Annotated in this window: 23 protein-coding genes and 1 tRNA gene; 12 read left to right on the top strand and 12 right to left on the bottom strand. The window is 43.2% G+C overall.

All coding sequences use genetic code 11. From position 1 onward, the window contains the following. Nucleotides 1–7: 7 nt before the first annotated feature. Both ACFQS8_RS02990 and ACFQS8_RS02985 read right to left on the bottom strand, forming a co-directional pair. The gene (locus ACFQS8_RS02990) at nucleotides 8–442 is read right to left on the bottom strand and encodes a molybdenum cofactor biosynthesis protein MoaE (RefSeq protein ID WP_382166576.1); all 435 of its coding nucleotides are present in this window, start codon (nucleotides 440–442) and stop codon (nucleotides 8–10) included. A gap of 26 nt (nucleotides 443–468) precedes the next feature. Continuing rightward, nucleotides 469–711: a MoaD/ThiS family protein gene (locus tag ACFQS8_RS02985; RefSeq protein ID WP_382165565.1), complete on the bottom strand. Its 243-nt coding sequence runs from the start codon at nucleotides 709–711 to the stop codon at nucleotides 469–471. Nucleotides 712–887: 176 nt separating this feature from the next. Between ACFQS8_RS02985 and ACFQS8_RS02980 the strand changes: the two genes are divergently transcribed. Beyond that, nucleotides 888–1187: a hypothetical protein gene (locus ACFQS8_RS02980; protein ID WP_382165563.1), complete on the top strand. Its 300-nt coding sequence runs from the start codon at nucleotides 888–890 to the stop codon at nucleotides 1185–1187. A gap of 54 nt (nucleotides 1188–1241) precedes the next feature. Continuing rightward, the gene (locus tag ACFQS8_RS02975) at nucleotides 1242–3410 is read left to right on the top strand and encodes a TonB-dependent receptor domain-containing protein (protein WP_382165562.1); all 2169 of its coding nucleotides are present in this window, start codon (nucleotides 1242–1244) and stop codon (nucleotides 3408–3410) included. Between the two features lie 53 nt (nucleotides 3411–3463). Here ACFQS8_RS02975 and putA read toward each other — a convergent pair whose 3' ends face one another. Beyond that, nucleotides 3464–7168, bottom strand: coding sequence for a bifunctional proline dehydrogenase/L-glutamate gamma-semialdehyde dehydrogenase PutA (gene putA, locus ACFQS8_RS02970; RefSeq protein WP_382165560.1), 3705 nt, complete (start codon nucleotides 7166–7168; stop codon nucleotides 3464–3466). 140 nt (nucleotides 7169–7308) lie between these two features. Here putA and ACFQS8_RS02965 point away from each other — a divergent pair, with 140 nt between their 5' ends. After that, nucleotides 7309–7794, top strand: coding sequence for an Lrp/AsnC ligand binding domain-containing protein (locus ACFQS8_RS02965; RefSeq protein WP_382165558.1), 486 nt, complete (start codon nucleotides 7309–7311; stop codon nucleotides 7792–7794). A 13-nt stretch (nucleotides 7795–7807) separates the two neighbouring features. On the opposite strand, the gene ACFQS8_RS02960 is transcribed toward ACFQS8_RS02965, so the two are convergent. Further along, the gene (locus ACFQS8_RS02960; protein ID WP_382165556.1) at nucleotides 7808–8653 is read right to left on the bottom strand and encodes a class II aldolase/adducin family protein; all 846 of its coding nucleotides are present in this window, start codon (nucleotides 8651–8653) and stop codon (nucleotides 7808–7810) included. Nucleotides 8654–8733: 80 nt separating this feature from the next. Further along, nucleotides 8734–9642 carry a LysR family transcriptional regulator gene (locus tag ACFQS8_RS02955; RefSeq protein WP_382165554.1) on the bottom strand — a complete coding sequence of 303 codons (909 nt, stop codon included), beginning with the start codon at nucleotides 9640–9642 and terminating at the stop codon, nucleotides 8734–8736. 100 nt (nucleotides 9643–9742) lie between these two features. Here ACFQS8_RS02955 and ACFQS8_RS02950 point away from each other — a divergent pair, with 100 nt between their 5' ends. From ACFQS8_RS02950 to ACFQS8_RS02915, 8 genes are all read left to right on the top strand, one after another. Further along, nucleotides 9743–10333: an FMN-dependent NADH-azoreductase gene (locus ACFQS8_RS02950; RefSeq protein ID WP_382165553.1), complete on the top strand. Its 591-nt coding sequence runs from the start codon at nucleotides 9743–9745 to the stop codon at nucleotides 10331–10333. Nucleotides 10334–10348: 15 nt separating this feature from the next. Then, the gene (locus ACFQS8_RS02945) at nucleotides 10349–11092 is read left to right on the top strand and encodes a pirin family protein (RefSeq protein ID WP_382165551.1); all 744 of its coding nucleotides are present in this window, start codon (nucleotides 10349–10351) and stop codon (nucleotides 11090–11092) included. A gap of 183 nt (nucleotides 11093–11275) precedes the next feature. Further along, nucleotides 11276–12766: a family 16 glycosylhydrolase gene (locus tag ACFQS8_RS02940; protein WP_382166575.1), complete on the top strand. Its 1491-nt coding sequence runs from the start codon at nucleotides 11276–11278 to the stop codon at nucleotides 12764–12766. A gap of 184 nt (nucleotides 12767–12950) precedes the next feature. Further along, nucleotides 12951–13922 carry a formylglycine-generating enzyme family protein gene (locus ACFQS8_RS02935; RefSeq protein WP_382165549.1) on the top strand — a complete coding sequence of 324 codons (972 nt, stop codon included), beginning with the start codon at nucleotides 12951–12953 and terminating at the stop codon, nucleotides 13920–13922. 417 nt (nucleotides 13923–14339) lie between these two features. Continuing rightward, entirely contained in the window at nucleotides 14340–16952 is a 2613-nt protein-coding gene (locus tag ACFQS8_RS02930) for an ATP-binding protein (RefSeq protein WP_382165547.1), read from the top strand. Then, nucleotides 16949–17404 (top strand): response regulator, encoded by a 456-nt coding sequence (locus tag ACFQS8_RS02925; RefSeq protein ID WP_382165545.1) that lies wholly within the window; start codon nucleotides 16949–16951, stop codon nucleotides 17402–17404. The genes ACFQS8_RS02930 and ACFQS8_RS02925 overlap by 4 nt, the downstream gene beginning before the upstream one ends. A 14-nt stretch (nucleotides 17405–17418) precedes the next feature. Continuing rightward, the gene (locus ACFQS8_RS02920; protein WP_382165543.1) at nucleotides 17419–18174 is read left to right on the top strand and encodes a sensor histidine kinase; all 756 of its coding nucleotides are present in this window, start codon (nucleotides 17419–17421) and stop codon (nucleotides 18172–18174) included. A gap of 64 nt (nucleotides 18175–18238) precedes the next feature. Beyond that, nucleotides 18239–19018: an NAD-dependent epimerase/dehydratase family protein gene (locus ACFQS8_RS02915; RefSeq protein WP_382165542.1), complete on the top strand. Its 780-nt coding sequence runs from the start codon at nucleotides 18239–18241 to the stop codon at nucleotides 19016–19018. A 121-nt stretch (nucleotides 19019–19139) separates the two neighbouring features. Here the strand turns inward: ACFQS8_RS02915 and ACFQS8_RS02910 are convergent, their stop codons facing one another. The 6 genes from ACFQS8_RS02910 to ACFQS8_RS02885 form a co-directional block, all read right to left on the bottom strand. Continuing rightward, nucleotides 19140–19958, bottom strand: a complete 819-nt coding sequence (locus tag ACFQS8_RS02910) for an MBL fold metallo-hydrolase (protein WP_382165540.1) — start codon at nucleotides 19956–19958, stop codon at nucleotides 19140–19142. Continuing rightward, a complete protein-coding gene (locus ACFQS8_RS02905; protein ID WP_382165538.1) occupies nucleotides 19955–20737 on the bottom strand; it encodes a TatD family hydrolase in 783 nt (260 codons plus the stop codon). Before ACFQS8_RS02905 ends, ACFQS8_RS02910 begins: the two co-directional genes overlap by 4 nt. Further along, a complete protein-coding gene (locus ACFQS8_RS02900) occupies nucleotides 20734–21711 on the bottom strand; it encodes a DNA polymerase III subunit delta' (RefSeq protein WP_382165536.1) in 978 nt (325 codons plus the stop codon). Before ACFQS8_RS02900 ends, ACFQS8_RS02905 begins: the two co-directional genes overlap by 4 nt. Further along, entirely contained in the window at nucleotides 21708–22352 is a 645-nt protein-coding gene (gene tmk, locus ACFQS8_RS02895) for a dTMP kinase (RefSeq protein WP_382165534.1), read from the bottom strand. Before tmk ends, ACFQS8_RS02900 begins: the two co-directional genes overlap by 4 nt. Nucleotides 22353–22358: 6 nt before the next feature. Beyond that, a complete protein-coding gene (locus ACFQS8_RS02890) occupies nucleotides 22359–23501 on the bottom strand; it encodes a D-alanyl-D-alanine carboxypeptidase family protein (protein WP_382165532.1) in 1143 nt (380 codons plus the stop codon). 155 nt (nucleotides 23502–23656) lie between these two features. Then, entirely contained in the window at nucleotides 23657–24946 is a 1290-nt protein-coding gene (locus ACFQS8_RS02885; RefSeq protein WP_382165530.1) for a septal ring lytic transglycosylase RlpA family protein, read from the bottom strand. A gap of 342 nt (nucleotides 24947–25288) precedes the next feature. Here ACFQS8_RS02885 and ACFQS8_RS02880 point away from each other — a divergent pair. After that, a tRNA-Ser gene (locus ACFQS8_RS02880) sits at nucleotides 25289–25378 on the top strand. A 550-nt stretch (nucleotides 25379–25928) separates the two neighbouring features. Here the strand turns inward: ACFQS8_RS02880 and ACFQS8_RS02875 are convergent. After that, the gene (locus ACFQS8_RS02875) at nucleotides 25929–26273 is read right to left on the bottom strand and encodes a response regulator (RefSeq protein WP_382165528.1); all 345 of its coding nucleotides are present in this window, start codon (nucleotides 26271–26273) and stop codon (nucleotides 25929–25931) included. Nucleotides 26274–26281: the final 8 nt, after the last annotated feature.

The following is a 26281-nucleotide window of genomic DNA, read 5'->3' as shown; positions in this document are numbered from 1 at the left end:
TATCCTTTTACCAACGCTCTCTATCTAGTACATCCCGTTCTGTCGTATCTATCCATCGACTACCAAACGAGCCTTCTTCTCGTTTCCAAAATACAGCATCCGTTTTTAATCTATCCATTAGGTAGTCTGCTGCTTCAAATGCCTCGCGTCGATGAGCAGATGCCACTGCGACAAACACAATAGTTTCATGTGGCTTGATTCTTCCATATCGATGAATGACACGAATTCCACTAACGTTGAAGCGGTTGGAAGCTGTAGTCGATATATCCTGCATTGATTGTAGTGTTAGGGTGGGGTGCCTTTCTAAAACAAGGTAATCAATAGACTCTCCTACTTTAGTCTGGCTTCGAGTATTTCCGGTGAAAGTTACAATGGCACCGCTGTCGAGATCTACTTCGTTGAAGTTTTTAACCTCGCAAGATGGATCAATTCTACAATCCACAAGATCTACTGAAACTAACAATTTCTCTACCCTCCTGAAAAAGGGCTTAAAAATGAGACAACATCTGAGGATTGAAGCATTTCGGTTTCTAAGACGAATTCATCGTTTTTAGTTACCCGAACAGTCAAATCTAAAATTTCATTGAATTGATAATTTGCGGAAAGAAAATTCCTTAACTCTCCAACGCTTAGAGAGTTTTGAGGAAGATTCACATCTAGAGTATCTCCAAATCTATCAGATATTTTTCCATAAAAAAGAATTGACGTCATAGGGTGCTATCCAGATTATTTCTTAGAAGAATGTATACTTATTTTTCATCATCGCAACACATTGAACTAACAGCTATTAAGCTTCGTTGAGGAAATAAAAGTTGAAGATTGTAATTTAATTCAATAAGAAACATCCATTGTTACATAGTAACACCAAGTTTGCTCAGAAAATTTTAATGTCATCTTCTTTTGCCTATCGTTATTGGTTGATTATAGCCGCAATGTTTGTGTGTACACAAACATATGCGATTACTCATACTGCGGCTTATGGGGACGAAGCGCACCATCACGAGGGCGTAGATTGTCCAGTATCTAGTACACCAATAGTTGTTGCGGATTTAAATGGTCTTTCAGTGTATGAGTTTGTGAACTCATTGGAAGATATTCGACATAAGAGTTCCTTAACTCACTTTGCGGCTTGGTCTTGTTTACCTGGTTGGCCACCTCCACCACGAGGCCCACCAATATTCAGTTAAATTAGGAGAGCGCTGCTATGCAGTAAACTAAGACTGAATAAAAAGTACATTGATATGAAAAAGATAAAACCAACATACCTAGGGGCTGTGGCCCTTGTGGTGGGTATTAGCCCTCTAGCTAATGCTCAAGATCGACAAGACACAATCATTGTCTCTTCACCAGGTCCCGTGCGAACGGCTGACGAGCTTGTCGGCAATGCAACCTCGATGGACCGAGAATCGATTATTGATCATTTGTCGGGAACTTTGGGAGATACTTTGGATCGGCAACCGGGAGTATCGTCTACTTTCTTTGGCGCTGGAGCTAGTCGCCCTGTTTTGCGTGGCTTAGGCGCTGAGCGCGTACTTGTCCTAACGAATGGGATTGGTACAATTGACGTTTCAGCTACATCACCAGACCATCAAGTTATGGCAGATGGACTAGATGCCCAACGCATAGAAATTCTTCGTGGACCAGCAGCGCTGGCCTATGGAGGGCAAGCTATCGGCGGAATCGTGAATGTAATTGATGGTCTCATCGTTGAGACGATTCCATCAGACCCAGCAACACTAGATCTGTATGGTGCTTACAACAGTCAAAATGATGGAGAAGAACTTAGCGCACGAACTCAGTTTACTGCAGGTAATTTTGTTTTCACTGGTATCGCAACGACGCGTGAGTTTGAAGATTATGACATACCTACGTTTGCCGAGTCCGATGCCTTTCGTCGTTTAGAAGAACAAGAGCATCACGAAGAAGATGAAGATGATCATGACGAAGAACACGATCATGAAGACGAGCACGACCTCCATTCAGAAGCGATAGGGACGGTTGAAAACTCATTTTTAGATACTTCACAACTTTCAGCTGGTGTGAGCTGGATTGGCAGCAATACTTTTTGGGGCGTGGGTATCCGTCACCAAGACTCTAAATATGGGATCCCTGGGCATTCCCATGAAGAACATGGTGAAGAAGATCACGATCATGAAGAGGAAGATCATGACGATGAGCTACATGAAGATGAGCTACATGAAGAAGAAATGCCTTTCATCGACATGGAGCAAACTCGGTATGATTTTCGAGGCGGTATAAAATTTGAGTCGAACTTCCTAACGGAACTAATAGCAACTGCCTCATATGCTGATTACGAACATGTGGAGTTTGAAGCCCCAGGAATAGCTGGCACGTCATTCTCTAGCGAGGGTTTTGAAAGTCGCGTTGAACTTGGGCATGAGTGGAAAGGCATCAACGGAGCTTGGGGCTTACAGGTAATAGACAAAGAACTCGCTTCAAAAGGTGAGGAAGCCTTCATTACCCCCACTCGCCAGAACGCCATTGGTGTTTTTCTCTACGAAACAAAAGACTGGGAAAACGGTTTCGGTCTAGAAGGTGGGCTTCGTGTAGACGACATTGAGTACGACAACGACATTATGGGTTCCGCTAAGTTTGATTTAGCTAGCGGTTCTCTAGGATTGCATCAACATTGGGAAAGTGGCTGGTTCATAGGAACACAATTGTCCTATACCCAACGCGCACCAAACGAGAGCGAACTGTTTGCTAGAGGACCACACCTTGCAACAAGCCAATATGAAGTAGGGGATGCATCACTAGAAAAAGAAACTGGTTTAAATTTTGAAGGTACGGTGCGTTGGCAAAACGACATCTTTGAAATTGGGGTAAGTGCTTTTCATACAGACTTCACAGATTTTATTTTCCTCTCACCATCGACTATCGTGGTAGAGGGAGAAACAGTTAGTGAAGTAGATGAACTCGCCGTAAACGGATTTATGCAAGAAGATGCGACATTTTCCGGAGGAGAAATCTATACCAGTCTTGAAGTAGAAGATGGAATATTGGGCGCAAATTGGTCATTGAACGCTAATGTAGATTACGTAGACGGCCAATTAGATGAAGGAGGGAATGTCCCATATCTCCCCCCTTTAACTTTCAATGCCGGAAGTCATGCGCGTTGGGGAGGGCTCAAGTTAGGTGCAGAGCTTACCATTGCGGCCGAACAAAATAATCAGGGAGCTGCTCAGTTGCCTACAGAGGGTTATACGCTGGTTAATTTGAGTAGCAGTTATGACCTTCCAGTGTTCAATTCTGATTCTAAAAAAGCTGAAATATTCCTTAAGGTAAATAATGTTGGAGACGAAGAAATTCGCTATTCTACATCCGTCTTGAAGGATGTTATTCCAGCTCCAGGACGTAACATACGGGTTGGGTTTAGACTCTCTATGTAATTGATTTTAATGGGCTTACGGGAAATTGTGCCCCGTAAGCCCATTACTTCAAATTACATTGCCAACAATGATGCATTACCGCCGGCGGCTGTGGTGTTGATGGTAACGGTACGTTCTATAACAAAACGGTGGATTTCGTCTTGACTGGATAAGCAGGGAAGAATTGGGCCTTGCTTAGTACATAGATGTGATGCGGCGGCGTCTCTCATTTGTCCATCAATGACTGCGCCAGCGATATTTAATGCCAATGCAGGTTGAAGTAACTCTTCTTCAAATATTTGAAAAAACGCTTCAGGTAATCCTGACTTAACAAGTTGGACTCTAAGCGATGCTATTGTTTCTTTTGCTCTGTTTGATGCCAAGGCTATAACGGAATTACCTGCATATAGAGCTTTAAAAACCTGCATTTTCAATTCTTGCACATTCTCTGAATAGCAAACTAAAGTGCCTCGGGCATGAAATGTTAGTGTATTTGTTTCTCCAGTTGGGCTTGGAAGCTGTAGCGGTTTAGTGAGAGGTAAACTATCAATTTGGCTAAAAATCTCTTCTAAAACCTCTGGATATTCTTTCCTGCAATCATTCAGCACTCGCTGTGCTTTGGTTATTGTCCAAGTGTGTTCATGTTCAGCTGCGAGGGTGGTGGCCTTTTGCAATCTTTCTAACATTGGGCTGCTATGGGAGAGGTTTAAAGCTTGTGTTTTTATGTTCGAAACCAACGCCCGTTTAGAATTTTTTCTGGTTGATAATCGCCTCAAATATAGCGGACCACCTGCTTTAGGACCTGTACCCGAAAGACCTTCACCGCCGAATGGCTGCACTCCAACAACTGCTCCTATTTGGTTTCTATTAATGTAGGTATTTCCAACATTGGAAATTTTTGCGGTGCGAGTAACGCGAGAATCTATCCGAGAGTGTTGCCCCATAGTTAAACCATATCCAAGGGCGTTAATAGCGCGTATGGTTTGATCTAATTCAGAGGATTTGAACCTGATAACATGGAGTACTGGACCAAATTTTTCTTCATTCAGTTCAGATATCGAATGAATTTCAAAAGCTATAGGTGTTACGAAATGGCCTTGGTTTAAGCAGAGGGGGTTAGGATCGGTCAGAGCCTCTCCAATAACTTTCCATTTTGAGCGACCTTCAGCGATATACTTTTTAAGCATGTCTTCTGCAGGATGATCGATAACTGGTCCAACATCGGTTGTTAAAAGTGCAGGATTTCCAACTTTTAATTCATGCATTGCCCCAGCTAGCATGGATATGAATTCATCTGCGATACTATCTTGAACGCATACAATTCTACATGCTGAACATCTTTGTCCAGCGCTTTGAAATGAAGATGCCAATACATCCGTTACTGCTTGCTCAATTAAGGCTGTTGAATCAACGATCATAGCATTCATACCGCCAGTTTCAGCAATAAAAGGCGTAAGGGGTCGTTTCGTGCTGGCAAGTGTTGAAGCAATTCTTTTCGCCGTGTTTGTAGATCCCGTAAAACAAATGCCGTCAACCTCAGAAGATGCAACGAGTGCCGAACCAATAGTAGCGCCTTCGCCGAGAATAAGATGCAATGCGTTATGGGGAATACCTGCCCGGTATAGTAGCTGGACAGCTTTATAAGCTATTACTGGAGTTTGTTCAGCAGGTTTTGCTAAAACATTGTTTCCTGCCGCTAGTGATGCAACTACTTGTCCCAGAAAGATGGCTAATGGGAAATTCCATGGCGAAATACAAGCCACGTTACCAAGCGGTTCTCGGTCTTGCATGTCGGGCGTCGTAATCTGGTGACCATAATAGCGTAAGAAGTCCACTGCTTCTCTTACTTCTGCGATGGCATCAGGTAGCGTTTTTCCAGCCTCATGTACACAAAGGCTGAAGAAAGAATGAGCCTCAGCCTCCAATAAATCAGCCGCACGATTGAAAACCACATTTTTTTGTTCGGGCGTTGCATGTTTCCATTTGGATTGAGCGCAAGCGTCCAACGCATACGCTATACATTCTTCGGTTGCTAAATGAGCAGTTGCAATAGGTTTGCTGGTGTCAAAGGGAGATACGATTCTTAATGGTTTTCCGGTGACATCTCTGCCATCTATAAACGAAGCGACAGTAAGGGGCGCATCAAATTCCGACGCGGTTTCCAGCATATTTGAGGTTGCACGCTGCGTATGGTCCCATCCTCTTGCGATGCGCCTGTTGCCATCCAATATATCACGTGGATGAGGGATTTTAGGGTGGGTGGAGCTTTTATTGCTGCGAACTTGGTCACTTGGATCTACTGCCAGACTTTCAATCGGAACTTCTGGATCAAGCAGCTTATTTACAAAGGAGCTGTTTGCACCATTTTCCAGTAATCGCCTGACGAGATACGGCAATAAATCTTTGTATTCACCGACTGGAGCGTAGATGCGGCTTTTCACACCGCTAACTTTAATAAGATTTTCGTGAAGCTGAGGCCCCATGCCATGCAGTCTTTGAAACTCATAGTTTCTATTGTCGCCGGCAAGTTCCATAACAGCAGCAGCGGTTTGCGCATTATGGGTCGCAAACTGAGGAAAAATAACATCGCTTTCTACAAAGAGAGCCTGTGCGCAAACAAGGTATGCAAGGTCTGTATTTTCTTTGCGCGTGTAAACTGGATACCCTTCGAGTCCAAGAGTTTGTGCCCGCTTGATCTCCATATCCCAGTAAGCACCTTTAACGAGGCGAACGGCAATCTTCCGATTGTATGAACGTGCGGTGTGCGCCAGCCAAGCAATCGTGCAGGGCGCGCGCTTCTGGTATGCTTGCACAACAATTGTGAGGCCATCCCAATTTTCAAACTCTGGATCTTTTAGAATAGCTTCTACAATTTCAAGGGAGACCTCTAATCTGTCTGCTTCTTCGGCATCTATTGTGAGTCCGAAATTTCCTGCTTTAGCTATACGCGCTATTTGGGCGAGGCTAGCGTGTAAGGCTGGAACACATAGATTGCGTTTCGAAAATTCATACCTTGGATGAAGTGCGGAAAGTTTTACAGATATGCCCGGCGCATCTTTAATTGATGGGTAGTCGCGGGATTTTCGAGCGATAGCATTTGCCGCAGTAAGATAAGCTTTTAGATAGCGGTCGGCATCTTTTTGCGTATGTGCTGCCTCACCAAGCATGTCATATGAAAATGTGGAGCCTCGATTTTCGTACGCGATAGAATTATCAATTGCGTGCTCGATAGAGCGCCCCAATACAAAATGACTACTCATTATTCCCATGGCGCGCTTGACCGCTGATAAAAGAACTTTGTCGCCAAGTCGTGCAAGTAAATTGTTGGCTAGCGTACCACCAGTCAAACGGATCCAAGTTGAAGACAGCGTCAACCCAAAGCTGGCACCATTGACCGTCAAAGAGGGGGATTTGTTGACGTGTTTTTTCCAATCACCGGCTAATAGTTTGTCTCTGACAAGCGCAATAGCTGTTTCAGAGTCAGGTGTACGTATGAGAGCTTCAACCAAACGCATTAGCGTCACACCCTCTGAAGTCGAAAGACCATATTCTTGTAGGAATTGATCAAACAATGCTCCTTGGCCTGATTCTTTTCGGCATTTGGAGACTAGTGATATAGTGCGTTCTTTGATTGATATTTTTTCTGCGTCAGATAAATCCAATGCATTTTGAAGTGCTTGCACCACGTCTTGTTCGGGTGCGACGTAGGCCTCAGAGAGCTTGGCAAGTAAATGTTCAGAAGACGTTGCTTGGCTATTGGTGGGCATATCAAATGGCATGTCAGATCTCATCATAAAAGACACGAAGGGTTAGTCTTTTATTTTCTCACATTTTGTGAGGAAAAGAGTCTGATTATTAGAGGTTTTGAGGTAATTTAGACTTATTATATAGATATATTTGGAATATTGGGCGTGTTCTCATGGGTAAGCTTGAAGCACTAGATCAAAAAGATCGTGATATTTTACGGGTAATACAGGCGAAAGGTCGTATTCCCATTGTTGATTTAGCGGAGGCTGTAAATCTAACAAAAAGTCCTTGCTTGCAACGCCTCAGGCGGTTGGAGCGGCTGGGCTATATTACTGGATATCGCGCAGTATTAGATCCACACAAAATTGACCAAGGCTATCTAGTTTATGTGCAAATTAAATTGGACAATACTGGTAGAAAAGCGCTGGAAAGCTTTAACAAAGCCGTACAGCGCGTTCCTGAAATTTTAGCCTGTCATATGCTGTCTGGAGGATATGATTATCTGCTGAAAATTAGATGTGCAAATATGAAAGCATTTCGTGAATTGCTAGGAGACGCGATAGCCGACTTACCTCATGTGAACCAAACTATCAGCTTTCCTGTCATGGAAGAAGTAAAAGAAACAACGCTTATGGTGATCCAAGACGCCGACGACTAATGTCAATTTACTTTTACTGATCAAAGCCTGGATTGGTGCGCTTCAAATTTCGAATAAGACCCGGCCAGACTAAATTGTCTCCCATACCCGGTACAAATGCAGCAGCGCCTTGTTCTCCTACCTTGTGTGCCATTTCTAGTGGCTCTTCATGGAGAGCCTCGTCTTGTCCAGCAGCTTGGGCCAAAATTTGGGTCTTGCAGGCGTTCTCAAGGAAATACATTCGCAAAAAAGCGATCGCGCAATTTGCACCTACGGTAAGCGTGCCGTGGTTTTTGAGCATAAGAAGGCTCTTCTTCCCAAGGTCGCGTACAATGCGATCACGCTCTTCCAGTTCTAGCGCAATACCTTCATAATCATGGTAGGCAAGATCATCATAAACTTGCATTGCAAATTGAGTATAGCGTCGTAGTCCTGCTTTTTGGACGGAAACAGCCACCCCATAAGGCGTGTGTAGATGTATAACACAGCCAGCATCTTCGCGCGCAGCGTGGACTGCGCTATGAATCGTGAATCCTGCGGGGTTCACAAAATAGGGTGTTTCCTGACAAACTTTACCGTTGAGATCGATCTTAACCAGACTTGAAGCGGTTATTTCATTGAACAAGACGCCATAAGGGTTGATCAAAAAGCGCTCTTCTAATTCTCCGTTGGCGTTTTCCTCATCCGGCAATCGAACTGAGATGTGCGTGAATACAAGATCTGTCCAGCCATACATTGCGCATAATCGATAGGTCGCCGCTAATTGGCATCTTAGCGCCCATTCTGTCTCTGACACTGCATCTTTAATCGTTGGCAGATCTATCGGGTCAGGAATATTAAAACCGCCCACCACATTGTTCATAGCATTTGTTTGAGACATGGCTGTTTTCTCCCTCATTATTATGGTTGCATCATCATAAGCATGTTGACCTATCGTGATGTCAATCCGAGTAGGGGTTTCTAAAAATCATCCCAATACGGCTTTTGACCACCGCAATGCTTCGCGATGTGGTCAACTATTGCGCGAATACGGGCCGAGAGATGACGGATAGGGGGATAGACAGCATATGCTCCCAATTCGTCCCATGAATACTCAGGCAAGATCTGCACCAATTTACCGGCACGGATATCATCATAGAGCAAAAAACTTGGCTCAAGTAATACACCCATACCTGCGATGGCTGCGTCTCTTAGAAACTCACCATTGGATGCAGACAATTTAGGTGGAATTTCTAATTCACCCGGGACCCCATCGGGAGAAACATAGCTCCATCGGTGGGTATTTCTAAGGCTGTATCGAAGTTCGAATAATCCTTTAAGATCGTCGGGAGTTTGGGGCATGCCATGATGAGATATATAGTCAGGGCTGGCGACTGCTATTGTTCTAATGTTTGCAATCTTTCGGGCAATCAGTCCTGAATCGGGTAAATGTCCTATCCGGATAGCGACATCAATGCCTTCTGATATTAGATCAACGCGGCGGTCTGTAAAATCAACATCCAAATGAATAGCGGGATGCAATTGTTGGAACTCTATTAGGGCGGGACCTAGATGTGATACTCCAAAAGATAGAGGTGCAGATATACGTATTATACCAGATATGGATTTTTGATTTTGCGATACAATTGCTTCGGTTTCTTCCCAATCGCAAAGCAAAACACGGGCACGTTCGAAAAATGCTCGCCCTTGATCTGTCAATGTGAGTTTGCGGGTCGTTCTAACGATTAGTTGGGTATCAAGACGTGCTTCAAGATCCTGTATGCGGCGGCTTACAGCCGATTTTGCCACGCCCAATTGCTTGGCAGCTGCAGTAAAAGATCCTGCCTCTACAGTTCTTGCAAATGCTTCTAGCTCTTCATATTTACTCATTTGTTGCTGATTCCAGAACAATGTTATTCAAATAATGGATCTAATCTTTATTGCTGGAACGGTCCATCTTCTCAATATCAAATATTGAGAGGAATTTCTTATGAGCGATCCAACACACATACTTCGTATAGATGCCAGTGCGCGTCACACGGGTTCAGTTTCCAGAAACCTAGTAGACGCAGTATTGGACCGATTAGCATCCAAAAATAATGTGCATATACAAAGACGGGATGTAGCAAACGGCTTACCTTTGATCGATGAAGAATGGGTTGGGGCCAATTTCACGCCAGTCGAGGCACGCACACAAAATCAAAGGAATGCGTTAGCCTTATCTGATACCCTCGTGAGGGAACTACAAGATGCTGACGTTATAGTATTTGGGCTCCCAATTTACAATTTTAGCGTTCCAGCTTCTCTAAAAGCTTGGATTGATTTGGTGGCACGTGCTGGCGTCACATTCAAATACACAAATAATGGGCCGGAAGGATTATTGGAAAATAAGCAGGCAATCGTCGTTCTCGTTTCAGGTGGAACAATTTCAGGCAGCGAGATTGATTTTGCGACACCTTATATTCGCCATGTCCTAGGGTTTATGGGCATTTTCGATGTTAAAATCATCACAGCTGACGCGCTAGGTATAAGTGCAGACGAAAAAATATCTCAAGCAAAAGTTACAATATCAAAGCTGTAAAAGCGGGAGTTTCCTATGGCAATTTCAACTCAAAACAGGATACCAAAAGAAGCATTTACACTGCGCCCATCCAATGAACGCGGAATGGTAGATTTGGGCTGGTTAAAGTCTGCTCACTCATTCAGTTTTGGACAGTATTTCGATCCTGAACATATTCAATTTGAATCTCTACGCGTGATAAATGACGATTTCATCCAAAGCGGAAAAGGGTTCCCGCAGCATCCACACAAAAATGCAGAAATATTCTCATACGTGCTGAAGGGGCAACTTGAGCACAAAGATAGTATGGGCAATGGTTCTGTCGTTAAAAGCGGTGGAATACAATATATGAGTGCAGGTTCTGGCGTTACACACTCTGAGTTTAACCCGTCCCAAAGTGAAGATGTGCGCCTCCTCCAAATCTGGCTCTTACCGAACGTTGAAAATGAATCACCTTTATATGACACACTGGACCTAACTCCTGAAGACAAAGACGGTAAGCTAAAACTATTCCTTTCGAGAGATGGGCGAGAGGGTTCTATGCGTATTAAATCAGATGCCGATATATATGCTGCCACTTTGCAGGGAAATCAGAATATCGAATATAATATTTTTGATGGACATAAAGCGTGGATCCAAGTCGCACGCGGATCTCTTAGAGTTAATGGTCAAACACTGACAGCAGGTGATGGACTCGCAATAAATAAAGGCGGGGGCATTGTTCTTTCAAATGGCCAGGACAGTGAGTTCATTCTGTTTGACTTGGAAAGCAGACATTAAAAGAAAGTCTGGCTCTCGGTGAAATAAAATTAGAGAGCCAGATTTCTCTGGCATTCAATACCAACAATCAGAAAGCAGCAACACTGCAGATTTCCGCAAACATTATTTTACATCCTATATAGCCATTGATCATATGTTTCAGTAAGAACAGTATGTTAAAAAGGATAGAGGAGAGAAATAGTGATGCGTTTAAGTCTTTTAAGTTTGGTCTTTGTACCAAGCCTTGCGATCGCAGGATGTAATGGTCCCGTTTCAGAAACAAAACCAATCTCTGAAGACGTAAAGCCTGCCGTCGAAAAAGTGCTGCAAGTTTCAGGTAGCGAAATATCTCCTGCATCAGATCCGACAAACGAGGGTGGTTGGGTATTAAACCCTGACATAAGCGATGAGTTTAACGGCTCAGAGATCGATCATGATAAATGGTTGGTGCAGGGTAAGGATAACGATTTCTATATCTGGAAGGGACGTGCACCTTCTCAATTTGCTCCTCACAACGTAATCCTTGAAGATGGTCTTTTAAAATTGCGTTCCCAGTGGGAGCCTGACTATGCATTTGCCCAAGAAACATATGCAGACGGTGCGCATAATGACCCTTACGGAATGCTTGAAGGAAAGCCTGTTCCGGTTACTACGGCTGCTATTGTCAGCAAGAAACGTTTCTTAAATGGTTATATGGAGGTTCGATCAAAAGCTAACCCTTCATCCATGACAAGCGCATTTTGGGCAATCGGGTTTGAGCAAGAATTAGATATCTTTGAGCAAATGGGAAAACCACAAACTCAAGGGAGTATCTCCGGCAACAAAACAAAGCTCACCGTACATGACTGGAGTCCGCCCGCTATTCGACCGACACGCGCATTTGGCTATTCACACAAGTTGGACCACAATGTATCTGAGCAATTTCATACATATGGTGCGGAATGGGGTGTCGATTATCTCAAATTCTACATTGATGGCGAACTGCAATTTCACCAAACGCGAGAAAGCTTAGGTCTCGATTGGGTCCTCAACAATCCTATGGAACTTTGGTTGGATTCTGAGATATTCAAGTGGTTAGGCGTGCCAACTGAAGATGAGTTACCTAACGACTTTGAAATCGATTATGTACGCGTATGGCAAAAGCCATCGACCAATCTTTTACAGAAACATGAGGCTTTCTTCGGCTTTGAGGGACCGATGTTGTTTGAAGATGTTGAAAAACCCTTAGATCTTCTTCCTGAAGATGCCACGGACAATGAATATCAGAAATTCTGGGTTATTGATGAGGCTGCAAAAAACAATTTTCGTATTACAAAGAACCGCTGGTATAATGGTGTAAACAGCCTGAAATATGTATCGCGTAGCGGTCAGCCTGATCTTGAAATCAAGACACCTGAAGGCGGTATCCAATTGGCACCAGGTGAATACGAATTATCATTCAAGATTCTTCTAAAAAATGGAATTCAACCGAAAAAACTACGTGTAAGTTTGACTTCACCGGAAGTGGTTATCGAGCCTTTCCAGCTCGAACCACAAACGCGCGGAAAATGGATCACGCTAAAGCAACGGTTTACAAAAGATTCTGCATCTCATGAAAATGACCAATTGAAGTTGGAAATATTGAGTGACGATGTTCTGAATGGTGGAACGGATTTCTTCTTGGATGACATCCGAATTGAAGCCGTCAAATCGTAATAACATCGATTAAAGAATGATACTGCTTTGAGCGAAACAAGTTTGAAGTCAGTAAAAGCGGTATCATTCCCTTTTTGTAATATAATTCAGCCAAAGACGATTGCGAAGTCTTTGGATATTTGCGACAAAGATTTGTAGACACTTCGCACACTGTAAATCAGAGAAAATACTGAGTCCCTTATCTATGAAAAGCTCTATTCTATTTCCTGCCGTGATGGTTACCTGCGCTATTTTTCTGACAGGTTGTTCTAGAGAAATAGAAGAAGTAAAATCTGAAAGTAATGAGTCTGCGCAAGCAAAAACGAAAAAGCCGCAAAGAGTTTGTCCTGCGCCTCCGGATGACACTACTGTCCTAATCCCTGGTGGTGAATTTCAAATGGGGGCCGGCGCGGTGTACCCAGAAGAGAAATTAACAGCTGGTACAAAAACAGTAGCTCCTTTTAGGATAGATATTCACGAAGTTACGAATAGACAATTTAAAGCCTTTGTGGATGAAACTGGGTACAAGACGATAGTGGAGCAAGTTCCAAGCGCTGAGTTGCACCCAGATTTGCCCCAAGAGGCTTTAATTGCTGGGTCGGCGGTTTTTCGTGCGACAGGAAATGTTGAAGCTGGACAAACTTGGTGGGAGTTTGTTGAAGGGGCATATTGGGAACACCCCAACGGGCCCAGATCTGATATCGTCGATAGGATGGATTACCCTGTCGTTCATATTTCATATCATGACGCAAAAGCTTATGCCGAATGGGCAGGAGGCAGCTTACCTACCGAAGAGCAATGGGAATTTGCCGCCCGAGGAGGTTTGGACGGTGAAGTTTTTGCATGGGGAAAAGGCAGACCGTCGCAGAAAACTGACCATGCAAATACGTGGCAAGGGATATTTCCGATCTCAAACACCCAAGCAGATGGGTTTGAGGGGGCTGCTCCAGTAGGTTGCTATGAGCCAAACGGTTACGGCTTGTACGATATGATCGGCAACGCATGGGAATGGGTTGAAAGTGAATACGAGGGGGACAACCAAGGCCGTATAAAAGGTGGATCGTTTCTTTGTGCAGATAATTTCTGCCAAAGGTTTCGGCCGGCGGCTAGAGAATCTCAGGAGAAGGACTTTTCTGCATCTCACATAGGATTCCGAATCGTTTATCCAGCGTTGTAATGCGTCAGGTGAAGGTTTTTGTAGATATTCTATTTTTTTGCCGTTGTGGCGCTATATTATACTAGTCTCAAAGTGTGAGCTAAAGTTTTCTGCAAGAGTGTTCAAACCAATTCAGTATTCGTTAGCCGAAATGCTGATAGTTTTATAATATTCCTCATAAAAACATACTATTAATTGCATTCCAATTCAGTTTTTCAAGTGGTTTCCGCATTCCTATATCGGAAATGCATACAAAACGAATTTAGTTCAGATGCAAAGAAGAACAATAGCGCACTAAGTAATTTTGGAATTATTCAACGTATAATAGAGTTTTAGGCTTGATGGCTGTACGATCACAGTACAATTTAGGGCTGAACGAAATGGTGACGGTTGAGAACGGAGATAATTAGAAAGAGGTTAAGTACTGTGGGGGGGATCATGAACAATTTAGGATCAGCAAGACTTTTTTTATTGACAGCAAAATTGTCCGGCTGGTTATCACTGCTGATCGGAATCTTCGTGTTGGGCGGATGGTTCTTAAAATATACTCCTATAATTCAATTACCTCCTTCATTTGCAATAATGCAGTTCAACACAGCTTTGTGCTTTGTTTTGTCTGGTGTTGGCCTTCTTAGCCTGCACTATGAACGATATAAGATTGTGTTTTTTGCGAGTCTCTTTGTCTGGTGCATAGCTGCCACTACGATTTACCAATATCTGTCCAACACTAACGTTGGCATAGATCTACTTTTTATGAAGTACTACCCAATTCCGAATGCCGCTTTTCCAGGTAGAATGTCTCCCAATACGAGTATTTGTTTTTTACTTGTTGGAGGAGCTCTAATCTCACAGGTGTTCTTCAATACCTATCGCCATATTCAAACAATTTCCAGAGTATTGGGGTCCCTAATTTTGGCCTTCGGTGTGGTAGCATTCATTGGATCTATAGCTGCTCTAGAAACGACATACGCCTGGATCAATTTTCCCAAAATGGCTTTACACACCTCTTTTGCGTTTGCTGCAGTGGGACTGAGCATTGTTACCTTTACATGGTGGAAAGACCCAGCAAAATGGGAAATGCGCGCCCATCTTTGGTTTTGCGGTTTTACTATCTTTGTAGCACTCCTCCTTTCAGCAGCCTTGTGGCAGAAACTTCGCGAGCAAGAGCAGGAGATCGTAAGAGAAAGCATAGAAGAAGAAGTCAATTTCGTAGCTAGGCGAATTTCAGACCAATTAGACCATATTGAAAAAGCTCTTACGCGAATGTCCAAGCGTCTGGAGGGCAACATTCTAACTTCGCAGAAAGACTGGCTTAAAGATACAAGTTATTATCTTGAGGATTTTGTCGGACTCCAAAGAATAGCATGGGTGGATATCTCTAAAAACTTACGCTGGGTAGACACAGTGGAGCGTAGCGAAGGGCCAATAGGTGTTTTAGATTCCTCCAAAAACGATGCTTTAATGTCGTTTCAAAAAGCTGTGAAGTTTAAAAAACCGACATTATCTCCACCGTTGAATTTAGAAGGTGGAGCAGTTGGTTTCAGAGTCTATATACCCATAGAGAGGAACAATCTTTCTTCTGGAGTGCTGATCTCAACCTTTGAAATCTCCAGTTTTATGAAATCTGTTATTTTACCAGACCAAATTGATGGTTTTAGTTTGGACGTAACAGAAGGCACAAATGTCCTGTTCCACAATGGATTAGGAAACGCGGAAGTTTCTAAACTTAAAAACTTTCAATCATTTAAAACTATCAACGCATTTGATAGGCAGTGGGCTGTCACCCTTACTGCGAATTCTAGATTTGTACGAGATCATCAGACTTCTCTGCCGCAAGTTGTCTTATTTGGTGGCGTTCTTTTTTCCTTGCTGACTGGCTTTCTTGTTTACTCTACTATTCTTTCCAAATGGAAAAATAAGCTCCTCAGATCAAAAACGGAAGCGCTACAAGATAGCGAAGAGCGTTACCGAGTGGTGGTAGAAAACGCTGTGAACGGACTAATAACAATAGATACCGATGGTTTAATCGAAACCTTTAACCCTGCCTGTGAGAAGATCTTTGGATATGCTCGGGATGAGGTCATCGGAAAAAACATTAAACTGCTCATGCCCGCAGCTTATCGAGCCGAGCATGATAAACATTTATCCAAATCACAACCATCCAATAAAGTGATCGAATTTGGAAGAGAAGTTCACGGTTTACGGCGCGACCAAACTGAGTTTCCTATGGAACTGTCTGTCAGCCAAATTTCTATTTCAAATCGCATTTTATATAGTGGTATTATAAAAGACATTAGCGAGCGCGTGCAGGTGGAACGTGCGCGTGACAAGTTGTTTGATAAATTAAATGATTCGAATGAAGAGTTAGAGAGGTTCGCTTATGTGTGCTCGCATGACATGCAAGAACCACTGAGAATGATCAGAAGTTTTTCAACTAAACTTCAAAACCATCTAGAACACAAACTTGAGGGAGACGATAAAGGTCAAAGGTATTTTAAATACGTCATAGACGGGGCAACAAGAGCGCAAGATCTTATTGCAGACATATTGGCCTATTCAAGTTTGGATCGAGATACACAAAAACCTGTTCTCGTAGATTTGGAGAAACTTCATTCTGACATTCAAAATATCATGCAAACTAACTTAGATGAATGCGGTGGTGAACTTACCTATTTCAATTTGCCAAAGGTTATCGGCAATGAAACTCAACTTTACCAACTTTTTCAAAACCTAATAATTAATGGCTTAAAATACCAACCACTTGAGAATTGTCCGCGTGTTGAAGTTAAATGCAAAGACGTCGGCAGTCATTGGCGGTTCTCTGTAAAGGACAACGGAATTGGTATTGAAGAACGGCATCTAAAGAAAATTTTTGATGTTTTTCAGAGGCTTCATAGACAGGATGAATATTCAGGGACCGGTGTCGGGCTAGCTATTTGCAAGAAAATTGTGGCCCGTCACGGAGGAGAAATATGGGTGGAATCAACTAAGGGCAAGGGCACTGTATTTTACTTTACTTTGGCCAAACATAACAATGGAAACTACCAATGAATAGAACCTCAAAGCTCGCCGATATTCTTCTCATAGAAGATAATGACGGCGACATCGAACTAACACGCGAAGCTTTTGAAGAAGCCAAATTTCGCAATACGTTGCACATAACTAAAGATGGTGACGCTGCTATGGACTTTCTATTTCGTAGAAATGGATATGAGGACGCACCACGACCGGATATTGTATTGTTAGATTTAAACTTACCAAAAACAGATGGGCGGGAAATCTTGGAAGCAATTAAAAATTCTTCTGACTTAAAGCGTATACCCGTCATTGTTTTAACTAGCTCACAAGCTGATAAAGACATTATTTCAAGCTATGACCTTCACGCAAATTGTTACATAGTTAAGCCTGTAGATGCCTTGAAGTTTATGGAAGTTGTACAACAGGTTGAAAATTTTTGGGTTGATATTGTTTGCTTACCCCTGAGTACAGAAAAAGATAATTAGAAGGCACTTTTACAATGTCTAGTGCAGAGGATGATCTTACTAAGCTTCGTCAAGAACTCGCTGATTTGAAGGCTGAGTACCAAGAATACGCATACCTCGTTTCGCATGATCTAAGCGCACCATTTAGACAAATCGAAGGGTTCGCGCGAATAATTGCAAAACATAATGACGCAAATTTTGATGAGAAAACCTTACGCTATTTAAATTTTGTTATCGACGGTGCCGATAACGGAAAAGCTCTTTTAGCTAGCCTGCTAAAGTTCTCGAGATTGAATACCGAAACTCAACCGTATTCTGAGGTGGAATGCAATCTGCTAATCGATGAAATAAGATCAGAATTCAGTGCATTAATAATTGATACGAAGGCCATTTTTGAAGTCGGGGAACTTCCCATTGTTTGGGCGGATAAAGCACACATAAAAATAGTGTTTGCAGAGTTGATTAGAAACGCTTTGATTTATCATAAACAGAGTATGCCACCACTTGTTTCTATACAGGCAGAAGAATTACCTCACTTTTGGCAGTTGCATTTTGTTGACAATGGGATAGGAATCCCAGCTAAATTGTATCAACACGTTTTCAAAATCCTACGTAGGGGAGTTACCAACGAAGAATTTCCAGGCTCAGGAATGGGTCTAGCTTTAGCTGACAAAGTTATAAAAGCACACGGTGGAGAAATTTCTCTGAAATCAGAGGTGGGTAACGGGACTAAAATAAGTTTTACAATCCCTAAACCTAGTTTTGAACCGTCAATAAAAACAACGTTTTGAGTGTGAATTAGCGTCGAGAAACTGGCTACTACACATTCGCTTATTAGCCAATCTTGGAGTTATCATGCAGAATAAACTAAAACTTCTCGTTACAGGGCTAAACGGCGTTGTGGGGCGTACTTTACGCCCAGCGCTCGAAGAACGATACGAAATTAGCGCTCTGTCTAGGAGTGGCGTGGACGGAATTCCTTCCGAACGTGTTTTTAAAGCTGATATTGGAGACATCGAGTCTCTATACCCAGCAATGAAGGGCATTGATGTGGTCTTAAACCTCGCGGCTGGCGGCGGTCAGAGCAGTAGCGAGGGAATGGATGCAGGCTGGGATATTATGCTTCGCGATAATATCGTGGGCGCATACAATGTGTTAGAGGCCGCTAAGCAATCTGGTGTAAAACGTGTAATTCTCGCTAGCTCCGGTGCTGTTGCGAACGGTTATGAGTTGGAAGAACCTTATAAATCCCTCGTATCAACTGACAACATTCCAGTCCCTGAAACGTGGGAAATGATAAACGAGTATTCTGAGCCAAAGCCCATATCACTTTACGGAGTGACTAAGTTGTTTGGTGAAGATTTAGGTCGATATTATGCGGCTACGTCGGATATGTCAGTGATCAATCTGAGGATAAGTTATTGTCTTCAAGACGACGTAGCAGGACCTGGTCGAGGGCAGGCTAACTGGTCAAGTCATCGTGATCTGCAGCAACTAACAACGCTTTGCATTGACGCTCCACCAGAAATCAAATTCGATATCTTTTGGGCGACATCTGACAATCGCAAACTATTTCGAGACAACTCACATGCCAAAAAAGTTCTTGGGTATAAACCACAAGACGGGGTGAATTAAAGGTCTCATCCAAATCCGATTGGAAATACTGTGCACGGAAATAATCTATCATAGCTCACAATAATACCTGCATTTTACATGACGCATAATCAGCATTATGTGAAATGTAAAACCAATAACCCTAAAGATCACCTTCCAATGTCATTCCATCATAAGCGGGCATGACACCTACAGGTAATTCACGACACAAGGTTTGATAGTCCATATCTATATGTAAATTGGTAAGTATTGCGCGCTTGGGCTTTACACTGTCTATCCAACTTAATGCCAAATCAAGGTGTGCATGAGATGGATGTTCAGTATATCTCAAAGCATCTACTATGAGTGTATCTACGCCTTGTAAGGCATCCAAGGTAGGATCTGGAAGTCCTACCGTATCATTGCAATATGCAATTGAACCCACCCGAAATCCTAGCGAACGAATACGCCCATGGTCTTGATCCAAAGGAAGTATCGAAATGTTACCTCCACGACCGTCAATATTCAAACTTGTGCCTACTTCGACATCCAATTGAGGATCTAAAATTGAAGGGTATCCACCTCCACCATAAAAACAATATGCAAATCGCTTCATAAGGGATGCACCCGTAACCGCATCCATATGAACTGGAAGTCGAATTTTGTTTGTATATGCGATTGCTCTTAAATCATCGATTCCATGAGTTTGGTCCGCGTGATCATGAGTGTAGATGACTGCATCAAGGTATTTAACGTTTGCTGCTAATAGCTGTTCGCGCATATCTGGCGACGTATCAATTAGAATTTGTGTAGGATCACCGGACGGATCATCCCACTTTCTCACAAGCACAGAGCACCGTGAGCGGCGATTCCTCTTTTCTTCGGGGTCACATACCCCCCAATCGCCATTAATGCGCGGAACGCCACCGGAAGATCCACACCCAAGTATTCTAAACTGAATTCTACCTTGATTTTGGCTCATTTAACGCGCCCAAACAAACGTAAGCAGTTCTCTGTGGTTAGATTGGCCATTTCTTCAACAGTCATGCCTCTAAGTTCTGCAAACGATCTACAAACTTCTAAAAGATAGGCTGGTTCGTTACGGCGACCACGGTAAGGCATGGGTGCCAAATATGGACAATCAGTTTCAAGAATTACCCGATTCAAGGGCATTTCTAAAGCAACTGCACGAACATCATCGGCCTTTTTGAAAGAGATAATACCGGAGATTGAAAAGTATGCATCAAGCTTCATGGCGCGCTCGGCTAACTGCATTCCAGAAGTATAACAATGCATAAGTGGTTGAAAACGACCTTTAGTCATTTCATCTTCTAAAATGTTCCCCATTAATTCATCAGCTTCACGACTATGAATTATAATAGGTAAGCTTGATTGTCGTGCTGCTGATATGTGCTTCCGAAAGCTTTTTTCCTGTAGGTCGATATCGCTGTAACCATAATGCAAATCGAGGCCGCTTTCTCCTACTGCACATACTTTGGGATCTTGAGCTATTTTGATAAGTTCATTCTCATCAAGTTCTGAATAATCTTTAGCATAATGAGGATGCACACCTACTGAGCACCACATATCGTCGTGCTTTTCAGTAAGATCACGTATAACAGTGAAGTTTTCTAGTTTATCGCATATAGATATAAACCGAGAGACGCCAAGCTCGCGCGCTCTAGTTAAAACCTCTTCTCTATCGCTGTCATATTGTTCGCCATGTAAATTGATATGACTGTCAAATAAAACTGGTTTCATCGGCCTACTATGCGTCCCGTTCGTTGCAGCTGCATAATGGCGTTAGCTACAGCTTGTGACTTATCTTGATTGAGGTTTTTAGTTTCAGCAGAAAGCTGAACCAGACTTTCATGTGTTTCAGCCCAAGCACCTGCTTTTATTGGATTATCAGCGTTTTTTGCTGCATTGTAAGCAACCAAACATAATGAATTAAAGGCAGCATCAAAAGACTCTGGTGTTTTTGATGCATTTGACAAAACTTCAGACAAATCGCGAAAATCTAATGATCTGGGATGCAATGCAGCTGATTTAGCTGCTCTCGCGGCACTACGCGCTTCAGTTGACCTCAATAGCATCGCTTTACCAGGACGCCCTGGAGCGAAAGAAAGAGCATCTCTAGCGTCAACTTCTTTAAGTCCTGCCTTCTGCAAAGCTAGCAATGCTTTTTCTTCTTCTAACGAACCAAAACGTAAAGTTCTGCAACGGCTCTTAATTGTTGGCAAAATTGGAGTTTCGCCGTGTACAACTAGAATTATGAGCGACATAGGTGGTGGCTCTTCTAGCGTTTTTAATAGTGCATTTTCACCATTTCGGTTCATTTCATCCAATGAATCAATGATTGCTATTCTCCATCCCCCCATAGCCGGCCGTAGTGAGAAGAACTTAATGAGGTCACGGATTGATGAAACAGGTATCTCTGATTTTTGCTTACCTTTATCATCAAATGGACGTTGCACTGTTCGAAGATCAGGATGTGAGCTATTGAGTATCAAGTGAGATGTATGGTCGTCAGTTTCTAGATCTAGTTTATCGGTGAGACCGGACAAAAGCGATGCAGCAAATTGCAAGGCTAATCTATACTTTCCGACGCCTCGTGGCCCAGTAAACATCCATCCATGATGCATACGACCTGACTTCAATGCATATATTAGCTCGTTTTGAACCTCTTCATGTCCGTAAACTGGCCCAAAACTTCGATTAATGTCATCATTCATGATAGTTTCAATCGATTGCTTACTATTTCTAGCGCTTTTTGTGTGACTGCAGTTGCCTCCAATGACGCATCAACTAAGTAACAACGCTCTGGATGGACTTGTGAGATTTGAATAAAAGCGTGCCGCACTTTCTCGTGAAAACTTTGGGGTAGGCTCTCAAAAGCATCAATAGGCCCATTTCTTAAAACGCGCCTTTTAGCTGCGTCTTCAAGTGCCATATCAAGTATTAATGTTAAATCCGGCTGATTTTCACCGACGACCATAGTGTCAAATTGAGTTATAGTGTCTTGATCTACACCACCAGCGACCGCCTGATAGGCACGCGTTGAATCGGTGAAACGATCACAAATTACCCAATCTCCACGAGTTAATGCGGGTATGATGACGTGTTCAAGGTGATCTCTTCGCGCAGCGAAAAAGAGTAAGGTTTGCGTTAAAGGAGACCAGCTACCATCACTATGTGGTGGATTTAAAACAAGGGTTCTTATTGTTTCTCCACCTATTGAGCCACCGGGTTCACGCGTCAGGACTACATTTTGGCCCTTTTTTTCTAACTCCAGCTTTAAGTTGGCTGCTAACGTTGATTTACCAACGCCTTCTCCGCCTTCGAGAGTAATGAATCGTCCCTTATAGGTATGCACGTTATCTTACCCAGTTAATCCCAAGCCAACTAACGCACGTTCGAAAAGGTTTTTGCGTTCGACTGACTCGGCAATCACGGCTGGGGTTACAATTTCATTCATGCCAGGGGCTGTGACAACTATCTGTCCAACTATATCACCTGCTTTCAGGGGTGCCTTTAAGGGACCAGAGTAGACAAGTTCGACCTCAATATCTCTTATTGCGTCTGAATGAAGAGCAGCTTTGACCAATTCATTGGCTTTCAACTCGACCGTCTTTTTCGTACCTAAAAATACCTCTGCTTCACCAACAATTTGGTCGGGTTGGATAACTTCCACTACTTTAAAATCATTAAACGCTGCTCGCATGACACGGCGGGCCTCTGAGGCTCTATCAGCGATACTTTCTAAGCCATTTAAAACAATAATGCGTCGTTTTCCGTCTCTAACTGCGGACCCAACCAACCCATATCCAGAAATCTCTAAGTGTCCCGTTTTTAAGCCATCAGCGCCGTCAACTTCACCCAAAAGTGGATTTCTATTTGGTTGACGAATGCCATTCCACGTAAATTCTTTTTCCGCATAAATATCATAATACTCAGGGAATTCAGTAATGGTAAGGTATGCAAGCTTTGCTAAGTCTGCTGCACTTACACGATGGTTATCAGAATAAAGACCAGTTGGGTTTTCAAAATGTGCGCTTTTAAGTCCTAGCTCTTGAGCGCGTCGTGTCATTTCTTCTGCAAAAGCCTCTTGTGAACCACTGATTGCTTCAGCGATTACGATACAGGCATCATTGCCTGATTGAATAATGATCCCACGGAGTAGATCCTGTACTGATACCTTTGAACCTAAGTCTAAAAACATTGTCGAGCCACCTGATGCAGCTCCACCTTCGCGCCAAGCTGTTTCGGAGACAACAAACTCATCATCAAGTGATAAACGACCATCACGGAGTCGTTCAAAGACAACATAAGCCGTCATGATTTTTGTCATTGAGGCGGGAATAAAGGCTTCATCGCCATTCTTCGAATAAAGACTTAAGCCTGTATCTCCATCAAGAATATATGCGTAGTCTGCCTTTGTATTTAAGGCATCCGCGAGGGCAGGTAGAGACGTACCACTCAGAAGAAGTGAGGTAGCAGTAAAAAATGCAGGTAGAAAACGCATGTGAAACCTCTTATCGCAATCAAACTTCACCATAAAACGGATCAGAGTGTGGAACTAGCCGACCTTAGCCTGCTTTTATAGGGTCACAAAATCAGTTCGGCTAGAAACGTCAATGTTTCTAGCCGAAAGATGCGTATGTTTTGACAAAAATTCGTTTAGTTCGTCACAATTAAAGAGTCAAAGCCGCTTGCTTTAAGATTAGTTTTAATTTGTTCAGCTTTTGAACGGCTATTTCCACCATCAACATAGACCTTGAATATGTCTCGACCATTGATTCGTGCTTCTTTTAACGAAACATCTCCATAGCCATGCAGTTTGGCGCGCATCTTGTGTGCATTGGCAAGCTCACCAAATGCACCAACTTGCAATGCGAAACTAGCATTGGTTGTAGACGTTGGAAAAGTACGCCGTGGTGCGGGAGGCAAGGCTGCGATATTTTGTGACTGTGGGCGTTGCTCCATAAAACTCACCTTTGTAAGTTTAGGCTGCTGGTTCTGTTCGACTGCAGCAGCTTTGGCTAAGGTGCGCCGCGCTTCTTCGACATAGATAGCGGGAATAGTGTTTTCAGCTTCAGGTGCAAATCCCATATATTGAACCCGAACTTTAGCCGTTCCACCTTCGTGATATCCCAAGACAGAAGCAGCCTGTTTTGACATATCTATAATTCGATCATCAACAAATGGACCACGATCATTGATCCGGACAACGACACTTCGACCATTTTCAATGTTGGTGACGCGAGCCAAACTCGGGATCGGCAATGTTGGGTGCGCTGCTGTTAGCGCAAACTGATCAAACGTTTCACCTGTAGCAGACGGTTTCCCATGAAATTGTGGACCATACCAAGACCCGATGCCCACTTCGTCATAGTTTGGTTCTGCAAATGGAACATACCACCGACCAGAGATCTCATAAGGTGCCCCTATTTTCTGTTTTGCATAACCAGGAGGCGGTTCTGATGGAATAGTTGGTGCTGAGTGCATTGAAGCATGTTGAGCTGCTGCTCGGGCATCAAAAGCGCCGGCAGTCAAAGCCGGATCACGCGCTATCTGACGCGGAGGTATGTACTTTGAACCTGAAAGTTGCTGTGCTTGCTGTTGGGTCACAGCACTTGTAGAAGACGCGAAAGCAATTGGTTGAGCGCCAGCACTTAAATGACGCGGACCATTGGCTCCATACGCCATATTTGGTTGGTCAGGATAACGATATTCAATCCGCTTTGCCCCCCCCTGCACGCTTGCTGATTGCACAGGCGCTGACGCATATTGGCGGTAGTTTGCTTGTTTGGGTGAATTAGCGTTTGCGAAAGAAATTGGCGCTGCCGATTGCTTCTCAGCTATCGCATTAGGCACTATCACGAGGCTCAACATGCTAGCCGTACAAATTACGGCACTTCTTATGGATCCAAGACGCACTGCGTCTTTGTGTAGAGTGGCTATTGCCATGGGTCTGGTCTTCCCTTTGTTTTAAAAGGCAACTCGAGAATTTTTCTCAAGTCATCCGCTCTTGATGGCGGCGTGTGATTGTAAATTACCAGACGAGTTTGTATTAAAGGTTAATTTCAAAGCTAATTATCTTAAGGTTTATGGTTACTACGGCGTTTACCTTAACGCTAAAGCAAAAAATATTATGTTTCAGGTTTAACATTTAAAATAGCGATCCACCGCTGTAACAAGGCTTTTCTGCTATCCCATAGTTAACGCTATGTAGGTCTTTGAAAAAATTTCTAAAAAAAGTACACGATTGCCCTTTGCAAATAAATTTAGTTTATGTATGAACAGCGCCTCGGAGAAGTGGCAGAGTGGTCGAATGCGGCGGTCTTGAAAACCGTTGAGCCTTTACGGGTTCCGGGGGTTCGAATCCCTCCTTCTCCGCCATCATGGCTTTAAATGTCTGATGGCGGATACGGAAACATCCTTACATTGATGTAGAATAGACCAGCGCCTGCCATCGCTGCTTAGGGTGTCTTCTGGTACAGCTGAGCAGGTCGCCTGCTTGCGCCGTGCTGTTAGTCTGGCAAGACAGTGGTCATAAGCAGCTGAAGTTCTGTTGTAAGCGCGCTAAGTGACACCTTTAGCCTTGCGTTCATTGATCTTTAAACAGGCAAGCAAAGCATCATTGGAAGCAACTTTTGCTAGACCTAAATGCATGGATATCTCTAAATCTATCCTCACCCCACAACATAGATGATAAATTTCAAACTGAATTAGGCGGAAAGGCGATTTGATCTGAGTGATACGTCACTCATCGCTAGACCGCTCCACAGGTGCATTAATAGGGTGTTAGATGCGTGAGTTAAAACGATTTAGAGATAGAGAGGCCCAAAAATGAAATTTTAGGGGCGATTGTTTACGTTAATGCCGAAAAGTATAAATGCTCACTTATGCTCCAAGCTTGATGGAGATAAGTGAGCATTGAATTGGATACCTAAAGCGCAAGTAAGAGCTCTTTAGTATCTAAGGGCTTTTGTAGAAACGCATTGCACCCCAACTTTCGGAATTGTTTCTCTATCTTAGGGTCTTCGCTTGCAGTCATAATTATGACCTTCGGGCGTTCCTTTCCTAGACGGGTATTGAGTTGCTGCAAAACTTCCAGCCCAGAAAGATCGGGCATTTGATAATCTAGTATGACGAGGTCAAACTTTTTCGTTTCTACTAGATTCAAAGCTTCGAGTCCGCAGCATGCATAATCAATATCCCGACCTGCACCGGCCAGCATTCCACTGACAATTAATGTATTGTGGTAGTTATCATCAACAATTAGAATTTTCATTATCGTGA

The sequence above is a fragment of the Hirschia litorea genome (assembly GCF_042665075.1).
Lineage (GTDB): Bacteria > Pseudomonadota > Alphaproteobacteria > Caulobacterales > Hyphomonadaceae > Hirschia > Hirschia litorea.
Note: the sequence above shows the minus strand (reverse complement) of the source record. Positions and strands in the feature narration are given on the sequence as shown.